Source organism: Halothiobacillus sp., assembly GCF_027346185.1.
In the GTDB taxonomy this organism is placed as follows: Bacteria; Pseudomonadota; Gammaproteobacteria; order Halothiobacillales; family Halothiobacillaceae; genus Halothiobacillus.
Genome location: NZ_DAIESY010000054.1, coordinates 26,104 through 51,038, shown reverse-complemented (window position 1 = coordinate 51,038; position 24,935 = coordinate 26,104). Strand labels below are relative to the sequence as shown.

At 54.7% G+C, this 24,935-nt stretch carries 26 protein-coding genes and 1 tRNA gene; 6 read left to right on the top strand and 21 right to left on the bottom strand.

Going from position 1 to position 24,935, the window contains the following annotated elements; all coding sequences use genetic code 11:
* The first annotated feature begins 77 nt into the window (after nt 1-77).
* Nucleotides 78-587, top strand: a complete 510-nt coding sequence (gene aroK / locus M7R55_RS04395) for a shikimate kinase AroK (RefSeq protein WP_298218858.1) — start codon at nt 78-80, stop codon at nt 585-587.
* 340 nt (nt 588-927) lie between these two features.
* On the opposite strand, the gene M7R55_RS04390 is transcribed toward aroK, so the two are convergent.
* Nucleotides 928-1,455, bottom strand: a complete 528-nt coding sequence (locus M7R55_RS04390; protein ID WP_298218856.1) for a MarR family transcriptional regulator — start codon at nt 1,453-1,455, stop codon at nt 928-930.
* A gap of 344 nt (nt 1,456-1,799) precedes the next feature.
* Nucleotides 1,800-2,831: an RNA polymerase sigma factor RpoS gene (gene rpoS, locus M7R55_RS04385; protein ID WP_298218854.1), complete on the bottom strand. Its 1,032-nt coding sequence runs from the start codon at nt 2,829-2,831 to the stop codon at nt 1,800-1,802.
* 440 nt (nt 2,832-3,271) lie between these two features.
* Here rpoS and M7R55_RS04380 point away from each other — a divergent pair, with 440 nt between their 5' ends.
* From M7R55_RS04380 to hflD, 5 genes are read left to right on the top strand one after another with little or no spacing between them, the layout of a single operon-like run.
* On the top strand, nt 3,272-3,829 hold the full coding sequence (locus tag M7R55_RS04380; RefSeq protein WP_298218852.1) for a hypothetical protein: 558 nt from the start codon (nt 3,272-3,274) through the stop codon (nt 3,827-3,829).
* A 21-nt stretch (nt 3,830-3,850) separates the two neighbouring features.
* Nucleotides 3,851-4,417, top strand: a complete 567-nt coding sequence (locus tag M7R55_RS04375; RefSeq protein WP_298218850.1) for a hypothetical protein — start codon at nt 3,851-3,853, stop codon at nt 4,415-4,417.
* Nucleotides 4,414-4,887, top strand: a complete 474-nt coding sequence (locus tag M7R55_RS04370) for an NUDIX hydrolase (RefSeq protein ID WP_298218847.1) — start codon at nt 4,414-4,416, stop codon at nt 4,885-4,887. The genes M7R55_RS04375 and M7R55_RS04370 overlap by 4 nt, the downstream gene beginning before the upstream one ends.
* A complete protein-coding gene (mnmA, locus tag M7R55_RS04365) occupies nt 4,884-6,029 on the top strand; it encodes a tRNA 2-thiouridine(34) synthase MnmA (RefSeq protein WP_298218845.1) in 1,146 nt (381 codons plus the stop codon). The genes M7R55_RS04370 and mnmA overlap by 4 nt, the downstream gene beginning before the upstream one ends.
* A 35-nt stretch (nt 6,030-6,064) precedes the next feature.
* Entirely contained in the window at nt 6,065-6,694 is a 630-nt protein-coding gene (gene hflD / locus M7R55_RS04360) for a high frequency lysogenization protein HflD (protein WP_298218843.1), read from the top strand.
* An 88-nt stretch (nt 6,695-6,782) separates the two neighbouring features.
* Here hflD and M7R55_RS04355 read toward each other — a convergent pair whose 3' ends face one another.
* From M7R55_RS04355 to glmM, 19 genes are all read right to left on the bottom strand, one after another.
* Nucleotides 6,783-7,106: a DUF2818 family protein gene (locus tag M7R55_RS04355; protein WP_298218841.1), complete on the bottom strand. Its 324-nt coding sequence runs from the start codon at nt 7,104-7,106 to the stop codon at nt 6,783-6,785.
* A gap of 77 nt (nt 7,107-7,183) precedes the next feature.
* Nucleotides 7,184-8,629: an NADH-quinone oxidoreductase subunit NuoN gene (gene nuoN, locus M7R55_RS04350; protein ID WP_298218840.1), complete on the bottom strand. Its 1,446-nt coding sequence runs from the start codon at nt 8,627-8,629 to the stop codon at nt 7,184-7,186.
* Between the two features lie 8 nt (nt 8,630-8,637).
* On the bottom strand, nt 8,638-10,161 hold the full coding sequence (locus M7R55_RS04345) for an NADH-quinone oxidoreductase subunit M (protein WP_298218838.1): 1,524 nt from the start codon (nt 10,159-10,161) through the stop codon (nt 8,638-8,640).
* A gap of 26 nt (nt 10,162-10,187) precedes the next feature.
* Nucleotides 10,188-12,146, bottom strand: coding sequence for an NADH-quinone oxidoreductase subunit L (gene nuoL, locus M7R55_RS04340; protein ID WP_298218836.1), 1,959 nt, complete (start codon nt 12,144-12,146; stop codon nt 10,188-10,190).
* 3 nt (nt 12,147-12,149) lie between these two features.
* Complete coding sequence (gene nuoK, locus M7R55_RS04335; protein WP_298218834.1) at nt 12,150-12,455, bottom strand: NADH-quinone oxidoreductase subunit NuoK; 306 nt, start codon at nt 12,453-12,455, stop codon at nt 12,150-12,152.
* A complete protein-coding gene (locus M7R55_RS04330; protein ID WP_298218833.1) occupies nt 12,448-13,107 on the bottom strand; it encodes an NADH-quinone oxidoreductase subunit J in 660 nt (219 codons plus the stop codon). The genes nuoK and M7R55_RS04330 overlap by 8 nt, the downstream gene beginning before the upstream one ends.
* A gap of 62 nt (nt 13,108-13,169) precedes the next feature.
* Complete coding sequence (gene nuoI, locus M7R55_RS04325) at nt 13,170-13,658, bottom strand: NADH-quinone oxidoreductase subunit NuoI (RefSeq protein ID WP_298218831.1); 489 nt, start codon at nt 13,656-13,658, stop codon at nt 13,170-13,172.
* A 71-nt stretch (nt 13,659-13,729) separates the two neighbouring features.
* The gene (nuoH, locus tag M7R55_RS04320) at nt 13,730-14,752 is read right to left on the bottom strand and encodes an NADH-quinone oxidoreductase subunit NuoH (protein WP_298218874.1); all 1,023 of its coding nucleotides are present in this window, start codon (nt 14,750-14,752) and stop codon (nt 13,730-13,732) included.
* A gap of 29 nt (nt 14,753-14,781) precedes the next feature.
* Nucleotides 14,782-17,166 (bottom strand): NADH-quinone oxidoreductase subunit NuoG, encoded by a 2,385-nt coding sequence (gene nuoG, locus M7R55_RS04315; RefSeq protein ID WP_298218872.1) that lies wholly within the window; start codon nt 17,164-17,166, stop codon nt 14,782-14,784.
* A 25-nt stretch (nt 17,167-17,191) separates the two neighbouring features.
* Nucleotides 17,192-18,481 (bottom strand): NADH-quinone oxidoreductase subunit NuoF, encoded by a 1,290-nt coding sequence (nuoF, locus tag M7R55_RS04310; RefSeq protein WP_298218829.1) that lies wholly within the window; start codon nt 18,479-18,481, stop codon nt 17,192-17,194.
* A gap of 4 nt (nt 18,482-18,485) precedes the next feature.
* Nucleotides 18,486-18,983 (bottom strand): NAD(P)H-dependent oxidoreductase subunit E, encoded by a 498-nt coding sequence (locus M7R55_RS04305; RefSeq protein WP_298218827.1) that lies wholly within the window; start codon nt 18,981-18,983, stop codon nt 18,486-18,488.
* Complete coding sequence (locus tag M7R55_RS04300) at nt 18,983-20,236, bottom strand: NADH-quinone oxidoreductase subunit D (RefSeq protein WP_298218825.1); 1,254 nt, start codon at nt 20,234-20,236, stop codon at nt 18,983-18,985. Before M7R55_RS04300 ends, M7R55_RS04305 begins: the two co-directional genes overlap by 1 nt.
* Nucleotides 20,237-20,238: 2 nt before the next feature.
* Nucleotides 20,239-20,973: an NADH-quinone oxidoreductase subunit C gene (locus tag M7R55_RS04295; protein ID WP_298218823.1), complete on the bottom strand. Its 735-nt coding sequence runs from the start codon at nt 20,971-20,973 to the stop codon at nt 20,239-20,241.
* A 37-nt stretch (nt 20,974-21,010) separates the two neighbouring features.
* Nucleotides 21,011-21,490, bottom strand: a complete 480-nt coding sequence (locus tag M7R55_RS04290) for an NADH-quinone oxidoreductase subunit B family protein (RefSeq protein WP_012824817.1) — start codon at nt 21,488-21,490, stop codon at nt 21,011-21,013.
* A complete protein-coding gene (locus M7R55_RS04285; RefSeq protein WP_298218817.1) occupies nt 21,481-21,837 on the bottom strand; it encodes an NADH-quinone oxidoreductase subunit A in 357 nt (118 codons plus the stop codon). Before M7R55_RS04285 ends, M7R55_RS04290 begins: the two co-directional genes overlap by 10 nt.
* 125 nt (nt 21,838-21,962) lie before the next feature.
* Nucleotides 21,963-22,047 (bottom strand) — tRNA-Leu (locus M7R55_RS04280).
* A 92-nt stretch (nt 22,048-22,139) separates the two neighbouring features.
* Nucleotides 22,140-22,610, bottom strand: a complete 471-nt coding sequence (gene secG / locus M7R55_RS04275; protein WP_298218815.1) for a preprotein translocase subunit SecG — start codon at nt 22,608-22,610, stop codon at nt 22,140-22,142.
* Nucleotides 22,610-23,380: a triose-phosphate isomerase gene (gene tpiA / locus M7R55_RS04270; protein WP_298218813.1), complete on the bottom strand. Its 771-nt coding sequence runs from the start codon at nt 23,378-23,380 to the stop codon at nt 22,610-22,612. The genes secG and tpiA overlap by 1 nt, the downstream gene beginning before the upstream one ends.
* A gap of 126 nt (nt 23,381-23,506) precedes the next feature.
* The gene (gene glmM / locus M7R55_RS04265; protein ID WP_298218811.1) at nt 23,507-24,853 is read right to left on the bottom strand and encodes a phosphoglucosamine mutase; all 1,347 of its coding nucleotides are present in this window, start codon (nt 24,851-24,853) and stop codon (nt 23,507-23,509) included.
* Nucleotides 24,854-24,935 lie beyond the last annotated feature (82 nt).

Genomic DNA, 24,935 nt, shown 5'->3' with positions numbered 1-24,935 from the left:
GGTGTTCGTTCCCATACAACACCCATAAAACCCCGCCATGCGGGGTTTTTTTATGATTTCAGATAAAATGCAGCGCTATGAATACACACAACATTATCCTCATCGGCCCTATGGGTGCCGGCAAAAGCACGATTGGGAAATTGCTTGCCCACAGCATGAACCTGACCTTCCACGACACCGACAAGGAAATTGAGCATCGCACCGGTGCAACCATCCCGCTGATCTTCGAGATCGAGGGCGAGGCGGGATTTCGTGATCGGGAAGTTGCGGTTATTGATGAGCTTACGCGCACTTCTGGCTGGGTGCTCGCCACGGGGGGCGGAGCGATTTTGCGTCCCGAGAATCGGGCGGTTTTTGCCGAGCGCGGCTTCGTGGTTTATTTGCACGCCACCGTGCAGCAACAGGCGGAACGAACGGCCATGGACACCCAGCGCCCGTTACTGCAAACAAAAGACAGAGCAGGCAAACTGAACGAACTAATGACGATGCGTGAGCCGCTCTACCGCGTGGCCGCTGATCTGATTATTGAAACGGCTGGTAAATCACCGAAGGTGGTTGTCGATTTGATTCGGCAACATCTGGAATGAACTCCCCGTTCTATAAGGTGCGATGAAATCAAAGGAATCTCTTTAGGGAAGCACTGATTTATTCAGTGCTTCCCGCTTGGGGCAGGATGCCCCAACACGAACAAAGACGCAAGTCTTTGATTCGTGAGAGCCATCGCGGGCGTGTACCGCGATGAGCGAGCTGATTTATTCCAAGGATGGAATAAATCAGCGTTTACTTACAGATGTTAAGCCCTCCTAAATCCCCCTCATTCCCCCTTTTTCAAAAGGGGAGGCGCACTTCTTCAAAAAAAGGGGTGGGGGAATTTACTGGTACGTAACTGGTGCTCGAAGAATTCCTGAAAAGGGAAGTTAATCGTACTTACTCAGACCAGTCATGACTGGTGGGCAGTCCACAGGTAGCACGACGCTCACCCCGGTGATGCCGCTTCTTTTCAGGCAGGTCATCATAGAGGCGTTCTCGCAGATCAATGAAAAACGCCTCGATGACGGCCAATGGAGCAACATCGACCTTGGCAATCGTCCGCTGGAATATCTTTTCGGAACTGATGCGTATCTCATCGATGAGGGGCCAGGCCCGCGGGGTCAAGCGAATGATTTTGCAGCGCCGATCGGTTTCGGAGAGGATGCGCTCGACCCACTCATCTTTTGAGAGACGGTCGAGCATGGCGACCAGCGACGGCCCTTCCACCCCCAGTTCGTCCGCCAGCTCGGACTGAATCATGCCCTCCGGTCGTAGCGCCAGAATCGCCAGCGTGCGCCATTTAGCCTGACTCAAACCGTGATGCGCCAGTTCGGCATCCATTAGCTGGCGCCACAATTGTGTCACGCGCATCATCAACACGGGCATCTTGTCTTCGGTGCAAATATCAAATTCGGGGGTAGGCATGACTGTTAGCTGATCTCCATAGTGGCTTTACCGTCCTCGTCGGGTGGTCATTCCCCTGGGTGGACGTCTGACTCATTGTCGTGGTTCAGGCGGAACAGGGTGATACCCGATAAAACAAGCAGGCCATACTATTGTTTTCGAAGTAAAAAGCAAGGAATCGGAAGGAATTATTCTTACAAATGACACCGCATACGGTTTTTAATGGGGCTTTCATAAACGAACGATGGATGGCACCCAAACGCGGGTTCCATCTACAATTATTAACCAGATTATCTAGTTTTGCAGTGATAAAAAACCGCACACCCGGTTCGGTGGCGGTTTTCAGGTTGATGGCCCGCGTATGATCAATCCGGGAAGATGACCTCTGCCGTAATGCCGTTTTTCTTGGCAACCGATTTCAGGCGCCGGACGGCTTCTAACTGTATCTGCCGGACGCGCTCACGAGTAACACCCAAATGATCGCCCACTTCTTCCAGCGTGTGCGTTTCGTAACCGCGCAAACCGTAGCGCCGGACCAGAACCTCGCGCTGCTTGGAATCGAGCTGCGCCATGAGTTGATCGAGCAGGCCATGCACGCCGGCATCTTGCAACAGTTCATCCGGTTGATTACTTTCCCGGTCGGGGATCAGATCGAGCAACGAGAATTCGCCTTCGCCTTTCAGCGGGCTATCGAACGAGGACTGTCGCTCGTTATAGGCCATGACCTTCAACACATCATGCACCGGACGATCCAGATGGTCGGCGATCTGCTCGGCCGTAACCTCAGCGTTCTGGTTCTGCGCAATCTTTCGCGCCGCCCGGTTGAAGGAATGGACTTCCTTAACCACATGAACCGGTAAACGCACCGTACGCGACTGATTCATCAGCCCACGCTCGATGGTCTGACGAATCCACCATGTGGCGTACGTGGAAAAACGAAAACCTCTTTCGGGGTCGAATTTCTCAACCGCTCTCATCAATCCAATATTGCCTTCCTCGATCAGGTCAAGTAGATCGAGACCGCGATTCATGTAACGCCGAGCGATTTTGATCACCAGACGCAAATTGCAGACAATCATTTTCTGCCGGGCAGAATCATCGCCCTTCTGAGCACGCCGCGAATAGAGAACTTCCTCCTCAGCGGTCAGCAGACGCTCGGTTTCCACATCCCGAAGATACAGACGTACTGGATCGGCCGATTCGGAATCGCTGGCACTGAACACAGTGACCGCTTCTTCATCCCCCGGCTCCGGCGCCTCAGCGTCATGATCAAGTACGGGTTCATCCATCACCATCAGCTCGACCGTTTCTTCGTAATCAAGCGCCATCCGTTGACGTGTTGGAATCTGAACGCTGTCGGTACCGACAGACTTTTTACGTTGCGTCACACTACCCATGGATGGCTCCTCACATATAAGCAAAACTCGAGTCGATTACGTGTACAACTTTTGCATAGAAAAAGAGCTTCATCAAGTGAAATAACTAAAAAAACATCGACAATCTAGATAACGACCTAATCGAATGCACAAGTTATGCACATTAAACAATCACCAAGAGATAAAGTTCCACTCAGACACAAATAAAACGATCCCTTGAGAGGCAGAATCAGCCGGATGCCCCTCACCCCGCTGAAAAGTCACAATTTTCACTCAAGAGCACACTCTGTTGTCTCACGAAAGGTTATCCTCTCAGGCAGCATCACCAGCCACCTGGCAAGAACCGGATCCGCCATTGATATTTTCCTTGGTGGATGGAACTGGTTGATTGAGAATGAAGTCATGACAGAACAAGACCGCGCGGACGTTTCCTCTACTCCTTTTCTGGGACTGGCCCCTTTTTGCGCGCCAGTATCGAAGGGCAGGATTTACAGGCTTTTGCCAGAGCGGCTCTGGGCAACCTGAACCAATTCCCGCAGGATGCGAACCTCTGGATGAATCTGTCCACCTTGATGTTCAGTCTGGGGCAACGTGAATCGGCCTTTGCCAGTCAGAATCAGGGTTTGTTGCTGCAACGTAACTTTGAGATTCCCGCACTTGAAGAGCCGAGCAGTTTCAGGATGCTCATGCTGATGGTTCCGGGCGATATTGCGGCCAATACGCCACTGGATTGCTTGCTCGAAGGCAGTGACATTGATTTGATTTGCCATTACTGCGCACTCGACTCGCTCCTACCCGACCCGTTGCCGCCCCATGATGCTGTTTTCATTGCGATTAGTGACGCCCCGGAGCAACGCCCGCTTCTGACTGCGTTGGCCACCGCATTGAACGACTGGCCCGTGCGCGTGTTGAATCGACCGCAAGCCATCCCGAATACCCAACGGGACACGGCCTGCCAGATACTGCACGACATCCCCGGCGTACTCATGCCGACGACGGACCGCATATCGCGGGAATAACTTGCCGCCGTCGCGAAAACGTTGCAGCCGCTAACACACATTGCCGCCGACCTGGACTTCCCGCTCATCGTGCGCCCATCCGACTCCCACGCCGGGCATGATCTTGAGCGGCTGGCTGATAGCGCGGCCATACAGCGTTATCTGGATCATATACCCTCAACAGAGTTCTTCATCGCGCCCTTCATCGACTACAGCGAAGCCGATGGCCTGTTCCGCAAGTTTAGAATCGCACTGGTCGGCGGAAAACCCTTTGCTGTTCACATGGCTGTTTCCGCACACTGGATGATCCATTACGTCAACGCGGGCATGTATGAGGATGCAGAAAAACGGCATAAAGAAGCACAGTTCATGATGCACTTTGACGCATTCATCAACCGACATGGGCAGGCGCTCGGCATGATCACGGATCGAATGTGGCTGGACTATGTCTGCTTTGACGGCGCCGAAACGCAAGCGGGCGAACTGCTCATTTTCGAAATCGATCATGTGATGGTAGTGCATGCCATGGACCCGGTTGAGCTGTTTCCTTTTCGAATCGTTGACTCGAGCGCCCAACCTGCTGCAAGAGTGCGTATAATTTCGCCATGAATCCCATCACGCACCGCCCCCTGTCCGCCATTACCGTTGCCGGCATCATTTTTCGTGAACAGCGCTTCCTGCTGGTCGAAGAATTAATTGAGGGGGAGATCAAGCTCAATCAACCCGCCGGACACGTCGAACCGGGCGAAAGCCTTATCGAAGCCGCCAAACGGGAAGTACTGGAGGAAACCCGGCATCATTTCCACCCCGAAGCCTTGCTTGGGATTTATCACAGCAATCCCGCTTGCGGCCCTCGAATCATGCGGGTAGCGATCATCGGCAGCGTCGATTCCGCGCCCGATCCATCCCTGACCTTGGATGCGGGTATCATCTCGACGCAATGGCTCAGCGCCGATGAAATTTCAGCCCGTCGGGCAGACCTTCGCTCACCCTTCGTAACGCGCTGCATCGATGATTTCCTACAAGGCAACCGCTTTGATCTTAACGTACTCCATTCTTTCACCGGGCTCGAAAAATGACCTCGACCGAACGTATGCCGCCCCATAAAAAACCAGAGGAAACACGCGTCATCGTCGGCTTGTCCGGTGGGGTGGATTCCTCGGTCGCCGCCCTGCGTCTGCTGGAAGCGGGTTACCAGGTTGAAGGCCTGTTCATGAAGAACTGGGAAGGGGATGATAACGACGAGTACTGCGCGGCCAAGGCCGACATGCTTGATGCCCTGTCTGTTGCCGATCGACTCGGGATCGAGTTTCATTTTGTAAATTTTGCCCAAGATTACTGGGATCGCGTGTTCGCCCACTTCCTCGATGAATATCGCGCCGGTCGAACACCCAACCCCGATATTCTCTGCAACCGCGAAATCAAGTTTCGCGCGTTTCTGGACCACGCCCGAACGCTGGGTGCGGATTACATCGCGACGGGACACTATGCACGCGTCGAGCACGCCTTACCCGACGGCTCGGGCCAGACACGTCTACTGAAAGGACTGGATGCCAACAAGGATCAGAGCTACTTCCTGCATGCACTCAGCAGGGAACAGCTTGCCTCGGCACTTTTCCCCATCGGTGAAATGGAAAAGCCCGAGGTACGGCGGATTGCCGGACAAGCGGGCTTCAAGACGGCAACCAAAAAGGACTCCACGGGCATCTGCTTCATCGGTGAGCGCCGATTCAGCGAGTTCCTTAAAACCTACCTGCCGGCGCAACCGGGCGACATCATTACCGTGGATGGTCAGGTAGTCGGCCAGCATCAGGGCTTGATGTATCACACCATTGGTCAACGGCAGGGTCTGGGTATTGGCGGGCTGCGGGATCAGGGCGATCAACCCTGGTATGTGGCAGCGAAAAACCTACATGACAACACACTTATTGTGGCGCAGGGGAAAGATCACCCGGCGCTGTTTGCCCCCGCGTTGCGTGCCGGACAGATTCACTGGATCAATGACCCAATGACGCACGTTGGCCCCTACCCTCTGCGATTGACCGCCAAGATTCGATACCGTCAACCCGATCAATCCTGCACAGTCACAGCCCTGTCCGAAGATTTGCTGCATGTCACCTTCGATCAGCCCCAACGGGCCATCACGCCGGGACAATCGATCGTCTTCTATCAGGGCGATGTCTGTCTTGGTGGCGCCGTGATTGAAGAAGCCGTAACCTGAACCACAAACCACCCATTCTTCCGAGCTGAATACTAATGAGTACGATTGAAGACCAGACCATCGCCATTGCCGGTGTCTTACAGTGCTGCCGACTCGTGCGCGAACTTGCCTATGAAGGCCGCATCGAGCATGAGCATCTGGCTGCGGCCAACATATGTTCGCTGTTTAATTTCAACCCCAAGGATACGCTGGACACGTTCGGTGGCAATATCCACGATCTCAACCTCGGCCTGGAAACTTTTTTGAAGCTTCTTTCCGGTGGCGAGCGACAGCCATCGGATACTGAAATCATCCGTTATGCCGTCAATCTGATCGGCGTGACCAAAGCTTTCATGAATGACGCAGACATGATGCGCAAGCTGCACCAACGGCTTGAAGAGCTCAAACCTGCTTTTCTGGAACATGGTGTGGATGATGCGCTGATGACCGATCTTAACCTGTTATATCGGGAAACAATCAGCTCACTGCCCGTTCGGATTGTCATCAATGGTGAAAAACGATTCCTAGAAGAACCGCGAATCGCCAGTCATATCCGCAGCCTGCTGCTTGCAGGTGTGCGGGCAACCGTATTGTGGCGCCAGGTCGGCGGCACGCGCTGGGCGCTGTTACTCCGTCGCGGGCAATACCTGAAGGCCGTGCGCAAACTAAGCCTCGGACATGAATAGCAAAAACTCATGGACGAGTTTGTCAGCATACTGACAGGCCCACGCGAGGTGGGCCTGTAATAACTCCTGAGCGCGGGGGTATGCTCTGCTATCGAGCAGATAACAGTTGCTTTTTGAGCTGGTACTGCCAGATAAACCCTGGTGCGGCCAGTGTGGCGAACATGAAGAGGGTTACCACCCAGAATTCCCACGGCTTGTGCTGAATACCGCCAATCTGGTCTTCAAGGTACAGCCCGATCCCGATCCCGATGGCATACAGAACAAACCATTCCACGAGCCGAAACCAGAATGGCTTTCGTTCACCTGCCTTGACGACCGGAATCAGCACGAACAGGCGCTGATTGATAAAGGGCAGGTTAGCCAGCACCAGCAGGGCGACTATATATCCTTGAACCAAGGTCTCGTTAACCATCAAAACACTCCAGGGCCAATCTAATTACCAATACTGCCATTCATCAAAACGGCAGGGCAAAGCCCATCTATCGAATTTTAAAAACCACCGAACGCGCGGGATGCAAAGCCGACCAGTACGCCGGGGAAGATGCCCAGTACAAGCACCAGCAGACCGCTCAAAGCGAGCACACCCCGAACATTCCAGTCCGGATTGACAGGTGATGGATCGGTCGGTGAGTCGAAGTAGGCAAACTTGACCGCGCGCAGGTAATAGAACGCACCGATAACCGACATGATGACCGCATAAACCGCCAACCACCACAGGCCAATACCTACGACAGCCTGAAGCACTGCAAGTTTCGCCCAGAAGCCCAGCGTGAACGGAATTCCCGCCATGGAGAACATCAACAGCAGAAACACGAACGCCATTGCCGGGCTTCGGTCGTTCAAACCGCGCAAGTCATCCAGACTCTCCGCTTCATAACCCTGCTTGGCCAGCAGGAGGATCATGCCGAAACCACCCGTGGTCATCACAATGTAGGCCAAGGTGTAAAACAGTGCGGCCGAGTAGCCCACATCCGTACCGGCGAGAATACCCAACATCACAAAGCCGACGTGACTGATGGTGGAATAGGTCAACATCCGCTTGAAGCTGGTTTGAGCAATGGCGACGATGTTACCAATCGCCAGTGAGAGCACTACAGCTACGATCAGCACCGGCTGCCAGTCCGCAAAGGCACTCCCCATACCATCCACCAGCAGACGAATGACCATCGCCAGAGCGGCCACCTTGGGTGCCGTCGCCAGGTACAGCGTTACGGCGGTAGGCGCACCTTCATACACATCCGGCAGCCACATGTGAAACGGAGCGACGCCGAGCTTGAAGATGGAGCCGACTACGATCAGCACCACGGCGGCCTTCAATGCCAGCGAACCGGAATCATGACTCAAAGCGGTGTTGATATCGGTCAACATGAGCTGACCCCCAGTCACGCCGTACAACAGAGACATACCGTAAAGCAGCAGCCCCGAGGCGAGCGCACCGAGAACGAAATACTTCATCGCCGCCTCGGAAGCGCGACCATCATCACGCTTGAACGCCGTCAAGGCATACATGGACAGCGACATCAACTCCAGGCCAAGGTAAATCAGGAGCAGATGATTCGCAGAGATCAGGATCATCATGCCCAGCAAGCCGAACAATGCGAGCATGTAGTACTCGCCCTTATCCATCCCTCGATCTCGCAGGTACCCGCGTGACATGATCAACACGGCGGCAAGAGCGATATAAGAGGCCAGTTTCATGATGTCTGACATGGGGTCATTGACCACCATGCCGCCAAAGCTCATGCGCACCGTGGGCGACATCTGCATGAGGGTAACGATGAACAGAGCCACGAGGGTGAGCAATGAAAGCGCATAGCTCACATTTCGTCCATGTCTGGGCATGAACGGATCAATCAGCAAAATCAGGCACGCCATTCCCGCGAGGATAATTTCTGGGAGTACCGGCATCAGATTCAAAGAGGTCAAATTCGGCATGTCGAGGTTCACAGTTTTGAGGTCAGCGCTTGTTGCGCGAGATGTTCAATCGTGGCGTGCATCAAATCGAGCAGCGGATTTGGCCAGATACCGACCAGAATGATCAGGACGACAAGACTGCCCAGCATCCAGGCTTCCCGCTTGTTGACGTCCTTGAGTTTGGCCACGCCCTCGTTCTGAACGTCGCCGAAAATCACACGCTTGACCATCCACAGCGTGTATGAGGCGCCGATGATAAGCGTGAGCGCGGCCAGCAGGGCAATCCAGAAATTGGCCTTGAACGAGGCGAGGATAACCATGAACTCACCGACGAAGCCGGATGTGCCGGGCAGACCGACGTTCGCCATGGCGAACACCACGACCATCGCGGCGAACCACGGCATGGTATTGACCACCCCGCCGTAAGTAGAAATTTCCCGGGAGTGCAGACGGTCATAAAGTACGCCGATCGAGAGGAACATGGCGGCTGAAATGAGGCCGTGGGAAATCATCTGCACCATCGCGCCTTCAAGCGCCAATCGGATACCACTACCACCAATATTCAACGGGTTGGCCGCAATCATGAAGATCACGAACATGCCCAGTGTCACGAATCCCATATGCGAAATGGACGAGTAAGCGACCAGCTTCTTCATGTCGCTCTGCACCAGAGCAACCAGACCGATGTAGACAATTGCGATCAGCGAGAAGGCGATAATCATGCCATCCAACAAGGCAGACGCATCCGGTGTAACTGGCAGGGAGAACCGCAGAAAGCCGTAACCACCAATCTTCAGCATGATGGCCGCCAGAATCACGGAACCACCGGTCGGCGCCTCAACATGCGCATCGGGCAACCAGGTATGGACCGGCCACATCGGAATTTTGACGGCGAAGGCAATGAAGAATGCAAGGAAAATCAGCACCTGCTCGGTCAGGGTCAGCGGCATTTGCTGCATGTGCAGAATCGAGAAGCTACCGCCCTTGAAGTACATATAGATCAGGGCGATCAGCATGAATACCGAACCGAGGAAGGTATAGAGGAAGAACTTGATCGTCGCATACACGCGCCGCGGACCACCCCATATCCCGATGATGACGAACATCGGAATCAGCATCCCTTCGAAGAAGAAATAGAACACGATGGCGTCGAGCGCTGCAAAAGAGCCGTTCATCATGCCTTCCATGATCAGGAAGGCCGCCAGATATTGGTGTGCTTTCTCCTGAATCACTTCCCAAGCGGACACGATCACGATCACGGTCGTGAATGTGGTCAGAATCAGCAAGGGCAGGGAAATCCCATCCACACCGAGGTGGTAATGGATACCGAATTGCGGAATCCACGCGACACGCTCGACAAATTGCATGGCATAGGTGTGCGTGTCAAAGGCAGGCAACAAGGCAAGGCTGAGCAGGAACACGACCACCGAGCTGACCAGAGCGAACCAGCGTGCGAAGCTGGCGCGCCCGGCACCAAACCACATCACAAAGATACCCGCGATAATCGGGAGCCAAACAATCAGGCTGAGCATCGGCCAAGAAGAAGGAAGCATTAAACCAGTATCCATTTAGAAAGAGGTCAACGTAAAAAAACGATCCAGGTCATTAAACCGATCAAGCCCAAAATCATTACAAACGCATAGTGATAAAGATAACCGGTCTGGAGCTTGCGCCACTGCATGGCCGTAGCACCGATCACGCCCGCCGTACCATTGACCATCAGGCCATCGATGAGCCGGACGTCGCCAATTCGCCAAAGCCCGCGCCCCAGCAACCGTGAACCACCACCGAACACGGCGTTATTGAAATCGTCAAAGCCGTAGGCACCTTCCAGAATCCGCTTTGGCCAGGCAAACACCTTGGCAAACAGCGCGGGCAGTGTGCCGGGCATGAGCAGATACATGACCGCTGAGAGTGCCACGCCGGCAATGGCCAGCCAGAACACAGAGCTGCTCAGGCTGTGCTCGATCATGGCCAGTGCGCCATGGTAATGCTCGCGCAGATGCGTCATCGCATCATGCCCCGGCATCACCACGATCGCCTGCTCGAAGAAGTCAGAGAACAACAGCGGATCGATGGCAAAGAACCCAACCAGCAAAGCAGGAATGGACAAAAGAATCAGCGGCACGGTGACCACCTTGGGTGATTCATGCAAATGTGAGCGGGTGTGCGCATCCATCCGTTCCTTACCGAAGAACACGAGGAAAAACAACCGGAAGGTATAGAACGCTGTAACAAATACGCCCAGCAACACCGCCCAATAGGCGAACGTGGCACCAGGCAATTGAGAGGCATGAACCGCCATGATAATGCTGTCTTTGGAGAAGAAGCCCGATGTACCGGGGAAACCGATCAAGGCCAGCGAACCGATCAGGAAGGTCACGAAGGTGACGGGCATATACTTCCACAGGCCACCCATCTTGCGGATGTCCTGTTCATGGTGCATGGCAATGATTACCGAACCGGCAGCCAGGAACAGCAAGGCCTTGAAGAACGCATGGGTCATTAGATGAAAGATTGCTGCGGAGTAGGCCGAGGCGCCCAGCGCCACGGTCATGTAACCGAGTTGCGACAGGGTCGAATAGGCAATGACGCGCTTGATGTCATTCTGCACGATACCAAGCAGCCCCATGAACAAGGCCGTAATCGCACCGATCACCATAATGAACGACAGTGCCGCATCGGACAGTTCGAACAGCGGCGAGAAACGCGCCACCATGAAAATACCGGCCGTAACCATGGTCGCGGCATGGATCAGCGCAGAAATGGGCGTCGGGCCTTCCATCGAATCGGGCAGCCACACATGTAGTGGCACCTGAGCCGATTTACCCATCGCGCCGATAAACAGCAAAATGGCAATCACAGTCGGCAGCGACCATTCCACACCGGGCCAGTACTCGACTTTCACGCTGGCCAATGCCGGTAGACGCTCGAAGAAAGTGGCGTAATCGAGCGTGTTTGCATACATCAGGATGGCGGCAATACCCAAGAGGAAACCAAAATCACCCACGCGGTTGACGATGAACGCCTTGAGATTGGCAAAAATCGCAGTTTCCTTTTTGTACCAGAAACCGATCAGCAAATAGGAAACCAGCCCCACTGCTTCCCAGCCGAAGAACAGTTGCAGCAGATTGTTCGCCATCACCAGCATGAGCATGGAGAAGGTGAACAGGGAGATATAACTGAAGAAACGCTGGTAACCCGGATCATCCGCCATGTAGCCGATGGTATAGATGTGCACCATCAGACTGACGCCGGTGACGACGACCATCATCAGAACCGTGAGGCGGTCGACCATAAAGCCTATATCAAAATGGAACGCGTCCGTCGCCGCCCAGGTGTACACGGTAGCATCGAAGGTGGGTAACCCGCCCCAGACATGCATGTAGAAACTGTATGCGGAGAGCACAAAGGAAATGCCCACGCCGATATTGGTCACCCAGTGAGCACCGGCGCGGCCGATCTGCTTGCCGAACAGGCCGGCGACCAGTGCCCCGACCAAGGGCGACAGGGCGATGATGAGATAAATTTTTTCCATGGCTTATCCCTTCATCGCCGTTAAGTCTTCCACATTGATGGTCCGGCGATTGCGGAACAGCGTCACCAGGATCGCCAGGCCGATCGCCGCCTCGGCTGCCGCCACAGTCAACACGAAAAACACGAACACTTGACCGTTGATATCGCCCAGGAAGTGAGAGAAGGCAATAAAATTGACATTCACGGCCAGCAGCATCAATTCAATCGCCATCAGCAGGACGAGGATATTTTTCCGGTTCAGAAAGATGCCAGCCACACTGATGGAAAACAGTATTGCTCCGAATACCAGAAACTGGGACAGACTAATCACGGCGCTTTTCTCCCGCTGAGTTTGACGTGTCGTCGTCAGCTTCGGACCCGACAGGTGTCGAGGAAGCCATCTTCACCACACGAATCCGATCACCTCGATTGACTTTCACCTGCGCATCGATGTTCTGGTACAGAGCGCCCTCACGCTTGCGATGCGCCAAGGCGATGGCCGATACAATCGAAACCAGCAGAATGAACGCGGCGATTTCAAAGGGATAGACATATTCGGTGTACAGCACTGAGCCCAGTGCCAGGGTGTTGGAGGTGCCGGCTGCCGCCGGAGTCGGCGCGGGATAATTCGCCAGACCAAAGGCATGGGAACCGACGATCAAGCCCAACTCGACCACCATCACCAGCGCAACAAAAACGCCCACCGGCAAGTTACGCACAAACCCCTCCCGCAACGGTGCCAGATTGATATCCAGCATCATCACCACGAACAGGAACAACACCATCACCGCGCCGACGTAGACGAGCAACAGCACGATGCCGAGAAATTCCGCTTCCATCAGAATCCAGGTCAACGCCGTGGTGAAGAAGGTCAGCACCAGAAACAGAGCCGCATGGACAGGGTTTTTAACCGTGACCACCCGGATGGCCGAAATCACGGCCGACGAGGCAAACACATAAAAAAGAAACTGATATAGAGTCATTCAAACCTTCCTGATTAATACCGGCTCTAATGCCGACTGTTTGAGACAAGTCATTGCGCGTCTCAACGGTACGGGGCATCGGCCAATCGATCGGCGGCAATCTGGGATTCCAGTCGATCACCAATCTCCAGCAGTTTTTCTTTGGTCATGATCTGCTCGCCGCGTTCTTCAAAGTGATATTCAAACACACGGGTTTCAACAATCGAATCAACGGGGCAAGCCTCCTCGCAGAAGCCACAGTAAATACATTTGAATAAGTCAATGTCATAGCGTGTGGTACGTCGGGTACCGTCCTCGCGTTGTTCAGACTCGATGGTGATCGCCAGCGCCGGGCAGACCGCCTCACATAGCTTGCAGGCAATGCAGCGTTCTTCGCCGTTGGCATAGCGGCGCAGGGCATGAAGCCCGCGAAAGCGCGGCGACATCGGTGTTTTTTCTTCCGGATACTGCACAGTGAACTTGCGGCCGAAGAAGTACTTGCCGGTCACCGACAGCCCCAGGAACAGCTCCCACAAAAACCAGGTTTTAACAAATTGTTTGAATGCGTTCATCGCCCATTACCTCTGGGTGTTTTCTCGGGCCAACTCAAACTCGGGCGACCCGCGATCAGGAAAACCCAAGCTCAAGAAAACCATGGCCCAACCTTGAAATACACCAACACACCCTCAACGAAAATCCAGACGACGGTCACAGGGATAAACACTTTCCACCCCAGTCGCATGATCTGGTCATAACGGTATCGAGGGAACGTGGCCCGGAACCACAGGAACAGGAACAGCAGGATCGCAATTTTGATAAAGAACCAGAAAATCCCGGGAATAAAATCGAAAATCGATTCCAGCGCGGTTCCCTGGAAGGGGGAAAGCCAGCCGCCGAGGAACAACAACGCAGTCAATGCCGAAATCAGGATCATGCTGGCGTATTCGGCCAACATGAACAGGGCGAAGGTAATGCCTGAGTACTCCACATGGAAACCGGCGACGAGTTCCGATTCGCCTTCCGTGATATCAAAGGGTGCGCGGTTGGTTTCGGCTACGCCAGAGATGAAATACACCACAAACATCGGCAGCAGTGGCAACCAGTACCATGTCAGGATATTGCCGGATTGATGCTCAACGATCTCGGTCAGATTCAGACTCCGGGCCGCCATGAGCACACCCACCAGCGCGAAGCCCATCGCGAGCTCATACGCAACCTTGTGCGCGGCGGAACGCATTCCGCCCAGCAACGCGTACTTCGAGTTGGAAGCCCATCCGGCCAGGATCACGCCATAGACACCGGCCGCACCGATGGCCAGCACATAGAGCAGACCGGCATTGATATTGGCCAGAACCCAGCCCTTGTCGAACGGAATAACCGCCCATGCGACAAATGACGCCACCAGAATCAAGACCGGCGCCAGATAGAAAATGAATTTATTGGCGACGTTAGGTGTGATGATTTCCTTGAACAGCAGTTTGAACACGTCGGCAAACGGCTGAAACAACCCCAGTGGACCGACACGGTTCGGGCCGATTCGTACTTGCATGTAACCGATGACCTTCCTTTCGAAATATGTCAGATAAGCCACGGCAATGACCAACGGCAGCAGAACGACCAGCACCCAGAGGGTATTGACCACCAGATATTGCCAGGCCGGTGACATCCAGCCGATGACCGGATGCAACAATTGATTCAACACGCCACTACCTCCCGTGACACTTCAACCAGACCGCCAATGGCTGGAAGCGCGGCACTCACTTCGCTGACATAAATCAGCAATGCGCCCTGCGGCACGGAATCATCGAATTTAACCGTCATCTCGGTTGAACAGCCGGACTGGGTGATGGTCACGACACCGCCCTCATCCCAATTTTGATCAGCAGCATCTGCAGGATTGACGAGGCAATGTCGTTGTTTTTTCGCCAGATCAGTGACCTGCAAAGGCGCGGCACGGCGGATCACACCATCTACGGCATACATGGCTACCGGCGCAATGCGCACCCACCCTTCTGCCGATGAAGCCGCCACCGGTCGAACCGCGCCGAGCACTTCACTTTCATTGCTCAGGCTAACCTCGGCGCACTGGGATTGAACTTCCGCACGCACCTCGGCGGCGTCCATGAAATCAAAGCCACTAAGATCCAGTAGATTACCGAGAACGCGTAGGACCTTCCAACCTGGACGGGACTGGGCCCAAGAGCGGACGATGCCGCGTTGCGGCTGCCAACGACCCTCGCCATTGACCCACGTGCCCGCAGATTCAACAGCCGTACCAATCGGCAGCAAAATATCGGCAAACTCAAGTTGGCTGGGGGTGAGATGAGAAACCAGACTGACCACGCATTCGGCCGCACGAAAACGGTCCACAGCTTCGGCACCCGCATGAGTATCGAGATCCGGATCGACACCACACAGCAACATTGCCGGTTTGGGTGCGTGCAGTAGCGCGCGGGCATTTACTCCTGACCCGACCGCAGCCTGACCACCCGCCAGACGATGCGGCACAGCACCGGCCAACCAAGCCCCCGGCTGATTACCGCCTTGCGGCAGGATACCCAGAGAGACATCAAGCGCCTTGGACAGACGACCGGCCAGATAGCGAATCGCGCCGTACTGTGGATCGTTCTGCGCCAGATGCCCCAGGAAGATCGCGGCATTCGCACCCTGTTCGAGATCAGCAAGAATTTGAGTGCACAGTTCCGTATCGACCGGCGCGGACTCAACCAATCCTTCAGGCAAAGTCACACCTGCCGTTCGGCTCAAGGCAATCAGGACATCCAACAAACCGCCGTCTGGTGCACAGCCCCATTGCGCAGCACAGAAGGTCAGAGACTCCTTAACCGGGTGAACCACATGAATCCGGGCTCGCTTGGTCAACACCGCCATGCGCAGACGATGACCGAACAGTGGGATGTCCTCACGGATCGAACCACCAATCACCAGCACCGATGTGAGCTGGCTGATCTGGGCGATGTCCATGCCGAACCACGGCATGACCGGATCGCCCGCATCGGCCGAGAAATCAGTCTGGCGAAGGCGATGATCGACGTTATTCGAGCCCATGCCACGAATGATTTTCTGGAACAGGTACAGTTCTTCCAGGCTCGCGTTGGGAGAGATCAGTCCACCCAAGGCTTGAGCACCCTGCTGCTGCACGATGCCCTGAATTTTTTCAGCCACTAGAGCAAGTGCGCTATCCCAATCCGTTTCATGCCATTGCCCATCTCTCTTGATCATCGGCTGTGCGAGACGATCTTCGGTGAACAAACCGGTGTAGGCATAACGATCACGATCCGATAACCAGGTTTCGTTGATCAGATCGTTATCGCGCGGCACCGTACGCATGACCTGTCCATCACGGGTATGCAGATACAGATTCGAGCCGAAGGCATCATGGGTTGAGATGTGCGGTTGCTGGACCAACTCCCAAGGGCGGGCAGTATAACGAGAGGGCTTGGCCGTGAGGGCGCCCACTGGGCACAGGTCAATCACGTTACCGGACAACTCTGACGTCACACTTTTGGCGATGTAGGTACCGATTTCCATGTGCTCGGAACGACCAACCACACCCAATTCTTTCAGTCCGGCGATTTCTTCACCAAAACGTACGCAACGAGTGCAATGAATGCAGCGCGTCATGTCGGTGGCGATCAGTGGTCCGATGTCCTTGTCCTTGACCACACGCTTGGTTTCGGAATATTGCCCGACCCCTTCGCCATAGCCCATGGCCATATCCTGCAACTCACACTCACCGCCTTGATCGCAAATCGGGCAATCGAGCGGGTGGTTGATCAGCAAAAATTCCATGGTCGCGCGCTGGGCGGCCAGTGCTTTGGGGCTGCGCGTCTGCACGCGCATGCCTTCGGAAATGGGTGTTGAGCAGGCAGGTAGCGGCTTGGGCGCGCGCGCCACTTCCACCAGACACATCCGGCAGTTGGCCGCGATTGAGAGTTTGCGGTGATAGCAAAAGCGAGGAATGTTGATGCCTGCCTGATCAGTTACTTCGATCAGCATGTCACCCTTGCGCCCTTGCAGGCGATGGCCATCAACTTCAATGGTGATCAAATCGTCGTGAATACTCAAAGACTTAACCCTGTATCTGTTAGACCGTCGCCAAACCATCAGCAATCATGCTGTGGCCATGCTCGATGTAATATTCAAATTCGTGACGGAAGTGCTTGAGGAAACTCCGCACCGGTACCGCCGCCGCATCACCCAGCGCACAAATGGTTCGTCCCTCGATCTTGCTGGCCACGTCATCCAATCGGTTCAAATCGGCCATACCCCCCTTGCCTTCAACAATGCGGGTGAGCATCCGGTAAAGCCAACCGGTGCCCTCGCGGCAGGGTGTGCATTGACCGCAGGACTCCGAATAGTAAAAACGCGAGATACGGCGCAAGGCTTCGACCATGCACGCCGAGTCGTCGATCACGATCAGGCCGCCCGAACCGAGAAACGTGCCTGATTTGGCGATGGCGTCATAATCCATGGTGGTCTGCATCATCACAGACCCCGGCACCACGGGAGTGGAGGTACCGCCCGGGATCACCGCCTTGAGCTTGCGTCCTTCGCGTACGCCACCGGCCATTGCCAGCAGTTCACCGAATGGAAGACCCATCGGAACCTCGAACACTCCCGGCTTGTTTACATGTCCGGAAACGGAAAAGAGCTTCAAACCCCCGCTGTTCGGCACGCCCAGATCCGCAAACCATTTGCCGCCGTTGCGCATAATGGCGGGAACCGACGACAGTGTTTCGGTGTTGTTCACCGTGGTCGGGCGCCCGTACAAACCAAAGTTGGCCGGGAACGGTGGCTTGAATCGAGGTTGGCCTTTCTTGCCTTCCAGAGATTCGAGCAAGGCAGTCTCTTCGCCACAGATGTAGGCGCCGGCGCCCAACGAACCGTACAGATCAAAATCAATGCCGGAGCCTTGCAAGTTCTTGCCCAGCAAGCCCAACTCGTAGGCTTCCTTGACTGCGGTTTCAAAACGACGGAACACGAGATCAGTGAACTCGCCGCGCATGTAGTTGTAACCCACCGTTGCGCCAATGGTGTAACCCGCGATCGCCATCCCCTCTACCAGAGCATGGGGATTGTTGAGCAGAATCTGCCGATCCTTAGCGGTACCTGGCTCGGATTCGTCCGAATTGCATACGATGTATTTCTGCCCCGGCGCATTGCGCGGCATGAAGGACCATTTAAGACCGGTCGGGAAACCCGCCCCGCCTCGACCACGCAGGTTTGAGGTTTTCAACTCTTCGATAATCAGGGCTGGATCGGTATTTTCGGTCAGGATTTTCCGCCAGGCCGAATACCCGCCAATCTTGAGATAGCTCTCGAGGGTCCAGGGCTCATCAAACTGCATCGTCGCAAAACAGACTTGTTCCGTCATCGCGTCACTCCAGTTTATCGAGAATGGCGTTCACCTTCTCGGGTGTCAGCCGTTCGTAATAGACATGATCGACCTGCATCATCGGGCCGCCGTCGCAGGCAGCCAGGCATTCTTCCTCCACTTTGAGGTAGATTCGGCCATCAGGAGTCGATTCTCCGAGTTTGATGCCCAGTTTCTTCTCACAATGCGCCACAATCTCGTCTGAGCCCATCAAGGCGCATGAGATATTGGTGCAGATGGATACGTGATGCCGGCCGCAGGGTTTTGTTTCCAGCATGGAATAGAAAGTCGCCACTTCATACACGGAAATGGGTGGCAGTTCGAGGTACTCGGCAACCGCATCCATCAGGTCCGTCGTCAGATAGCCTTCATTCTGATGCTGCGTTTCGCGAAGTGCGGCCAGCACGGCTGATTGCTTCTGCTCGGGCGGATATTTACTGAGCCAATGATCAATCTCATGGCGTGTGTGATCGCTCAGTAAATAAATCTTACTGTCTTTCATTAACGGTCCACCTCACCAAAAACAATATCTTGCGTACCGATAATCGCCACGACATCGGCCAGCATATGCCCGCGTGACATCTCATCCAAGGCTGAGAGATGCGCAAAGCCCGGCGCGCGGATTTTCAAGCGATATGGCTTGTTAGCCCCATCGGAAACCAGGTAAATCCCAAACTCACCCTTCGGATGCTCAACAGCGGCATAGGTCTCGCCTTCGGGTAGGCAATAGCCCTCTGTGAACAATTTGAAATGGTGAATCAGCGATTCCATGTCCGCCTTGACTTCTTCCCGTCGTGGCGGCGCGATCTTACGGTTATCCACCATGACCGGACCTGGATTCTTGCGCAACCAGTCAATGCATTGCTTGATGATCCGGTTGGATTGCCGCATTTCCTCGACCCGAACGAGGTACCGATCGTAACAATCACCAGTCACACCCACAGGAATGTCGAAATCCAGCTTGTCGTAGACGGCATAGGGCTGCTTCTTGCGCAGATCCCACTCGACACCGGAACCACGCAGCATCGGGCCGGTAAAGCCGAGCGCAATCGCGCGCTCCGGCGGAACAATGCCGATATCCACCGTGCGCTGTTTCCAGATCCGATTATCGGTGAGCAGAGTCTCGTACTCGTCCACATAGCCAGGGAATCGCTGGGTGAAGTCTTCAAGGAAATCCAGCAGGGAACCTTGCCGGGACTCGTTCATCCGCCGGACATCGCGCTCGCTATGCCACTGTGATTTCTCATACTGCGGCATCGAATTGGGCAAATCCCGCGCCACGCCGCCCGGACGATAATAAGTGGCGTGCAAGCGCGCACCGGAGACCGCTTCGTAGCAATCCATCAAATCTTCACGTTCACGGAACGCATACAGGAATACCGTCATCGCACCGATATCCAGTGCGTGCGCCCCCAGCCAGAGCAGGTGATTCAGAATGCGGGTGATCTCATCGAACATGACGCGGATATACTGCGCCCGTTCGGGAATCTCTAGATTGACCAACTGCTCAATGGCACGAACATAGGCATGCTCGTTGCACATCATGGAAACGTAATCCAGTCGATCCATATAACCGATAGACTGGTTATAAGGTTTGCTTTCGGCCAGTTTTTCGGTTCCACGATGAAGCAAACCGATATGCGGATCGGCACGAACGATGGTCTCACCATCCATCTCCAGTACCAGGCGCAATACGCCGTGGGCGGATGGATGCTGTGGACCAAAGTTCAACGTGTAATTGGCAATTTCCGGCATGATCAGCGTCCTCCCCGCGCGGGCTCTTCGGGCTCGACGTATCTGCTATCGTGGCGGTGTACTTTAGGCACCAGCACGCGCGGCTCAATGGAAACAGGCTCGTAAACTACTCGATTCTTCTCCGGGTCGAACCGAACTTCAACGTGGCCGATCAATGGGAAATCCTTGCGCATCGGATGACCAACGAAACCGTAATCCGTGAGGATCCTGCGCATGTCGGGATGGTCATCGAACAGAATACCGAAGAGGTCGAAGGCTTCACGCTCGAACCAGTTGACGACAGGCCAAACGGCCACGACCGAAGGAATCGTAGGCAGTTCAGCATCGGCACAGGGAATCCGGACACGGACACGCCAGTTGTGCTTATATGAAAGCAAATGAGCCACAACGGCGAAGCGAGGGCGATCCTGATTTCCTGACCGCATCTCATCCCCGAACTTCAGGCGGGCATTACTTGCCGGTTCGACGCCACGACTATAACCCGCATAGGACACACTTTCCTCACCAGCCCACTCTTGCCGCCCATATTCCAGATAGTCGATTCCACAAAGATCGACGCATTGATCAAAATGGGTTTCAGGCACAGTAGCCAAACGCTTTGCCGCCTCTTGCCAGTGCGCTGCCGCCACCTCAATGGTAATTTCATCCAACGCAACGGTCAGATTGATCAACAGATCGCCAAGCACAGATTCCAGGGCTGGTTTCAGGGCCGGATTAAGCCTTTGCTGCACAGTCATAATGATCTACTTTGCCTATTGTTTTGCACTAACACAGTCAGCTCCGTGCGATTGTATTGGTACGGCGAATCTTGTTCTGAAGCTGAATAATCCCGTACAGCAAAGCCTCGGCCGTTGGCGGACAGCCCGGAACATAAATATCGACCGGCACGATTCGGTCGCAACCACGCACAACAGCATATGAATAGTGATAGTAACCGCCGCCATTGGCACAGGAACCCATCGAGATAACCCAACGGGGCTCGGCCATCTGATCATAGACTTTACGCAGGGCTGGAGCCATTTTATTAACCAGCGTACCCGCCACGATCATGACATCCGACTGACGTGGGCTGGGGCGGAAAACAACCCCGAACCGGTCCAGATCGTAACGCGCAGCACCCGCATGCATCATTTCGACCGCACAGCAGGCCAAACCGAACGTCATGGGCCAGAGCGAGCCAGTGCGCGCCCAGTTAATCAGCTTGTCGGCAGAAGTGGTGACAAAGCCTTTTTCGAGAACGCCTTCTATTCCCATTCCAGCGCCCCCTTTTTCCACTCATACACAAACCCGACAACCAGAACACCCAAGAAGATAGCCATGGCAATCAACCCGAAATGCCCGATCTGGTCCAGAGCCACAGCCCACGGGAACAAAAAGGCAATTTCGAGGTCGAAGATAATAAATAGTATGGCGACGAGATAGTAACGCACATCGAATTTCATGCGTGCGTCTTCGAAAGCGGCAAAACCACATTCGTAGGGAGCGTTCTTGGCCGAATCCGGGCGGAATGGAGCGAGAAGCTTACCGCCAAACAACAACCCCAAAGAAAACAACACGGCAACGCCGAAGAAAATCAGGATGGGAAGATAACCTTCTAGCACGGGGCACCCTCTCGGTCAGCGCGAACCAACGTCCGCTTGATTTTTCGCGCGCGAACTAAAACCCAGCACACAAGCAATTCCTGCGGACTGGCCTACGTCTTATTATAATTTTACTTACACAAAATTGGTGCGGACGGTGGGACTCGAACCCACACAGCTTTCGCCACTACCCCCTCAAGATAGCGTGTCTACCAATTCCACCACGTCCGCGAAATCTGCGCCTATCTTCACCAGGGATCAAACTGGCGAAACAGGCTTTCTATTCTATACAAACCAAGTCAGTTATCGGGTCATTTACCAGGTCATTTATTTGGCACATCAGCCGGCTTGGTTGATTCACTAACCGCCGGCGCGACCTGCTCAGTGCCCGCCGATGTGGATGGCACATCTGAAGGTTTACCTTGACTCGCTGGTGCAGGGGTCACTGACTCAGAAGGTGCAGGTATTGAATTCTGTGGATTTGGCGTAGTGCCCATCCCATCATTCTTATTGGAGTTCGTCTTTGAAACGGGCACAGAATTTACCACGCTGGAAGGACTATGTGAAGTATTAATGACGTAAGCGAGCAGCAAACTGGTCGCAAAAAAAGCAACCACAAGCCAGCCTGTCATTTTTTGCAGAAAGGTTGCTGCGCCGCGGGCACCAAATACGGTGCCAGACGAACCCGAGCCGAAGGCGGCCCCGGCATCGGCGCCCTTTCCATGCTGAATCAGCACCAAACCAATCAAGGTCAAACCAATCAGTACATGTCCAATCAAAATCAATGTTTGCATCACACGGTTCCAAGCGAGTCGGCCGCAGCACGACAAATAATCAGAAAATCTTCTGCCTTCAGAGATGCGCCGCCAATCAAGCCGCCATCAATATCAGGCTGGGAGAACAGTTCGGCCGCGTTATCCGGCTTGACCGACCCACCGTACTGAATGCGCAGGGTACGCGCGACCGGTTCGTTCAGCCCGGCAATCAGACCACGAATCGTAGCGTGCATTGCCTGCGCCTGCTCGGGCGAAGCAGTCAAACCGGTCCCGATGGCCCAAACAGGCTCATACGCGATAACGATCCGATCAAATGCTGCGACACCGACCTCGTCGATGACCGCGTGAACCTGAGCACACACGACTTCGTTCATGCGCCCGGCCTGGCGCTCTTCCAAAGTCTCACCCACACACAGAACCGGCATAAGGCCAGCTGCCAGGGCGCGCCCGACTTTACGGGCAATCACCTCGTCGCGCTCACCAAAAAGGGCACGACGCTCGGAGTGACCGATCAGCACATACTGACAGCCAACATCACGCAGCATGTCAGCCGAAACTTCGGCCGTATAGGCTCCTTCGACATACTCAGAGCAATCCTGAGCACCTACTTTCAAATCCGTATGCGCCGCTTGGCGCACCGTTTGCGGAATAAGAACGAATGGGGGGCAAACCCCTACATCAATCGCGTCCAATCCCGTTACCCCGGCAAGAATGCCAGCCACAAGTGCCTCAGACGAGGCTGTTGAGCCGTTAAGCTTCCAGTTACCGAGTACGATTGGCTTACGCATGCCGTCCTATTTCCCCTTGGTTCTGCTTTTTCTGGAACGCACCCGCGCCCGATCTGTTATCAAAAAGGCCATCAAGATTACTTGTACAAGCGCGTTAAATCAATCACTCATACCCGCTTCACACTATTAGCCCTGCTGGGATAAGGCGATCGCTTTTACTTCTTGAGCCAGCTTCTGCGCCTGTTTCTCAACCAAATCAGCCCGCTTGCCTTCAACCATGACACGAATCAACGGCTCAGTACCCGACGCACGAAGCAGGACGCGGCCCTCATTACCCAGTGATTTTTCGACCGCCTGCACCGCCGATATGATGCCCGGCTGATTCAGATCACACTTTCGCTCAGTGCGGACATTGATCAAGGTCTGCGGGAAGATCATCATGTTTTCGGCAAGCGCGCGCACACTTTTCCCCGCGGCTTTCATCGCCGAGAGAATCTGCAGGGCAGCGATGATACCGTCTCCGGTCGTGTGCCGATCAAGACATAAGATATGCCCGGAAGACTCTCCGCCCAAAATCCAGTCACGGCGCCTGAGTGTCTCGTGCACATAGCGATCCCCAACATTGGCACGCTCAAATGGCAAACCCAGCTCCCTGATGGCAAGCTCAAGTCCGAAATTGCTCATCAGCGTACCGACGACGCCCCCCGTATAACCTGCACGACTCACCCGGTCCGCCGCGATGATGTAGAGCAACTGATCGCCATCCAGTACATGGCTCTCTGCATCGACGAGCAACACGCGATCACCATCACCATCCAGCGCCACGCCTAGATCCGCCCGGAACTCGGCCACGGCTCGTTGTAGCGCAGCAGGATCAGTTGAACCCACGCCTGCATTGATATTCAACCCATCCGGATCAACACCAATGCGAATCACTTCGGCGCCCAACTCCGTAAACACGCGCGGTGCAACTTGATACCCGGCTCCGTTGGCGCAATCGACTACGATCCGCAGATTGGACAATGACAGCCCCGTCTCGATCGAGCTCTTGCAGAATTCGATATACCGGCCCGGCGCATCGTCGATACGCTGAGCCTTGCCCAGCATATCCGAACGGGCCACGGTCATGGGTTCATCCAGCATGCGCTCGATTTCGGCCTCGATCACATCCGGCAATTTTTCCCCTTGGGAGGAGAAGAATTTAACGCCGTTATCCTGGAAAGGATTGTGAGAAGCGCTGATCACCACGCCGGCCGATCCACGCAACGTGCGAGTCAGGTAGGCAATGGCCGGTGTGGGCATTGGCCCCAGCAAGCGCACATCCACACCCGCAGCAGAAAAACCCGCCTCCAGAGCCGACTCGAACATGTATCCGGAAATACGCGTATCTTTTCCAATCAACACCCGACGGCGCCCTTCCTGACCCAGCACCATTCCGGCGGCCCAGCCAAGTTTCAGCACGAACTCCGGCGTCATCGGCCATTGTCCCACCGCACCGCGTACGCCATCGGTCCCAAATACCTTCATATCCATTCACCTTAACCTGCTACAGCCGCCCGCATCCTAACCGATAACACGCCCGCTGCCACTCAATAGCACTCAGCCAAAGAAATCG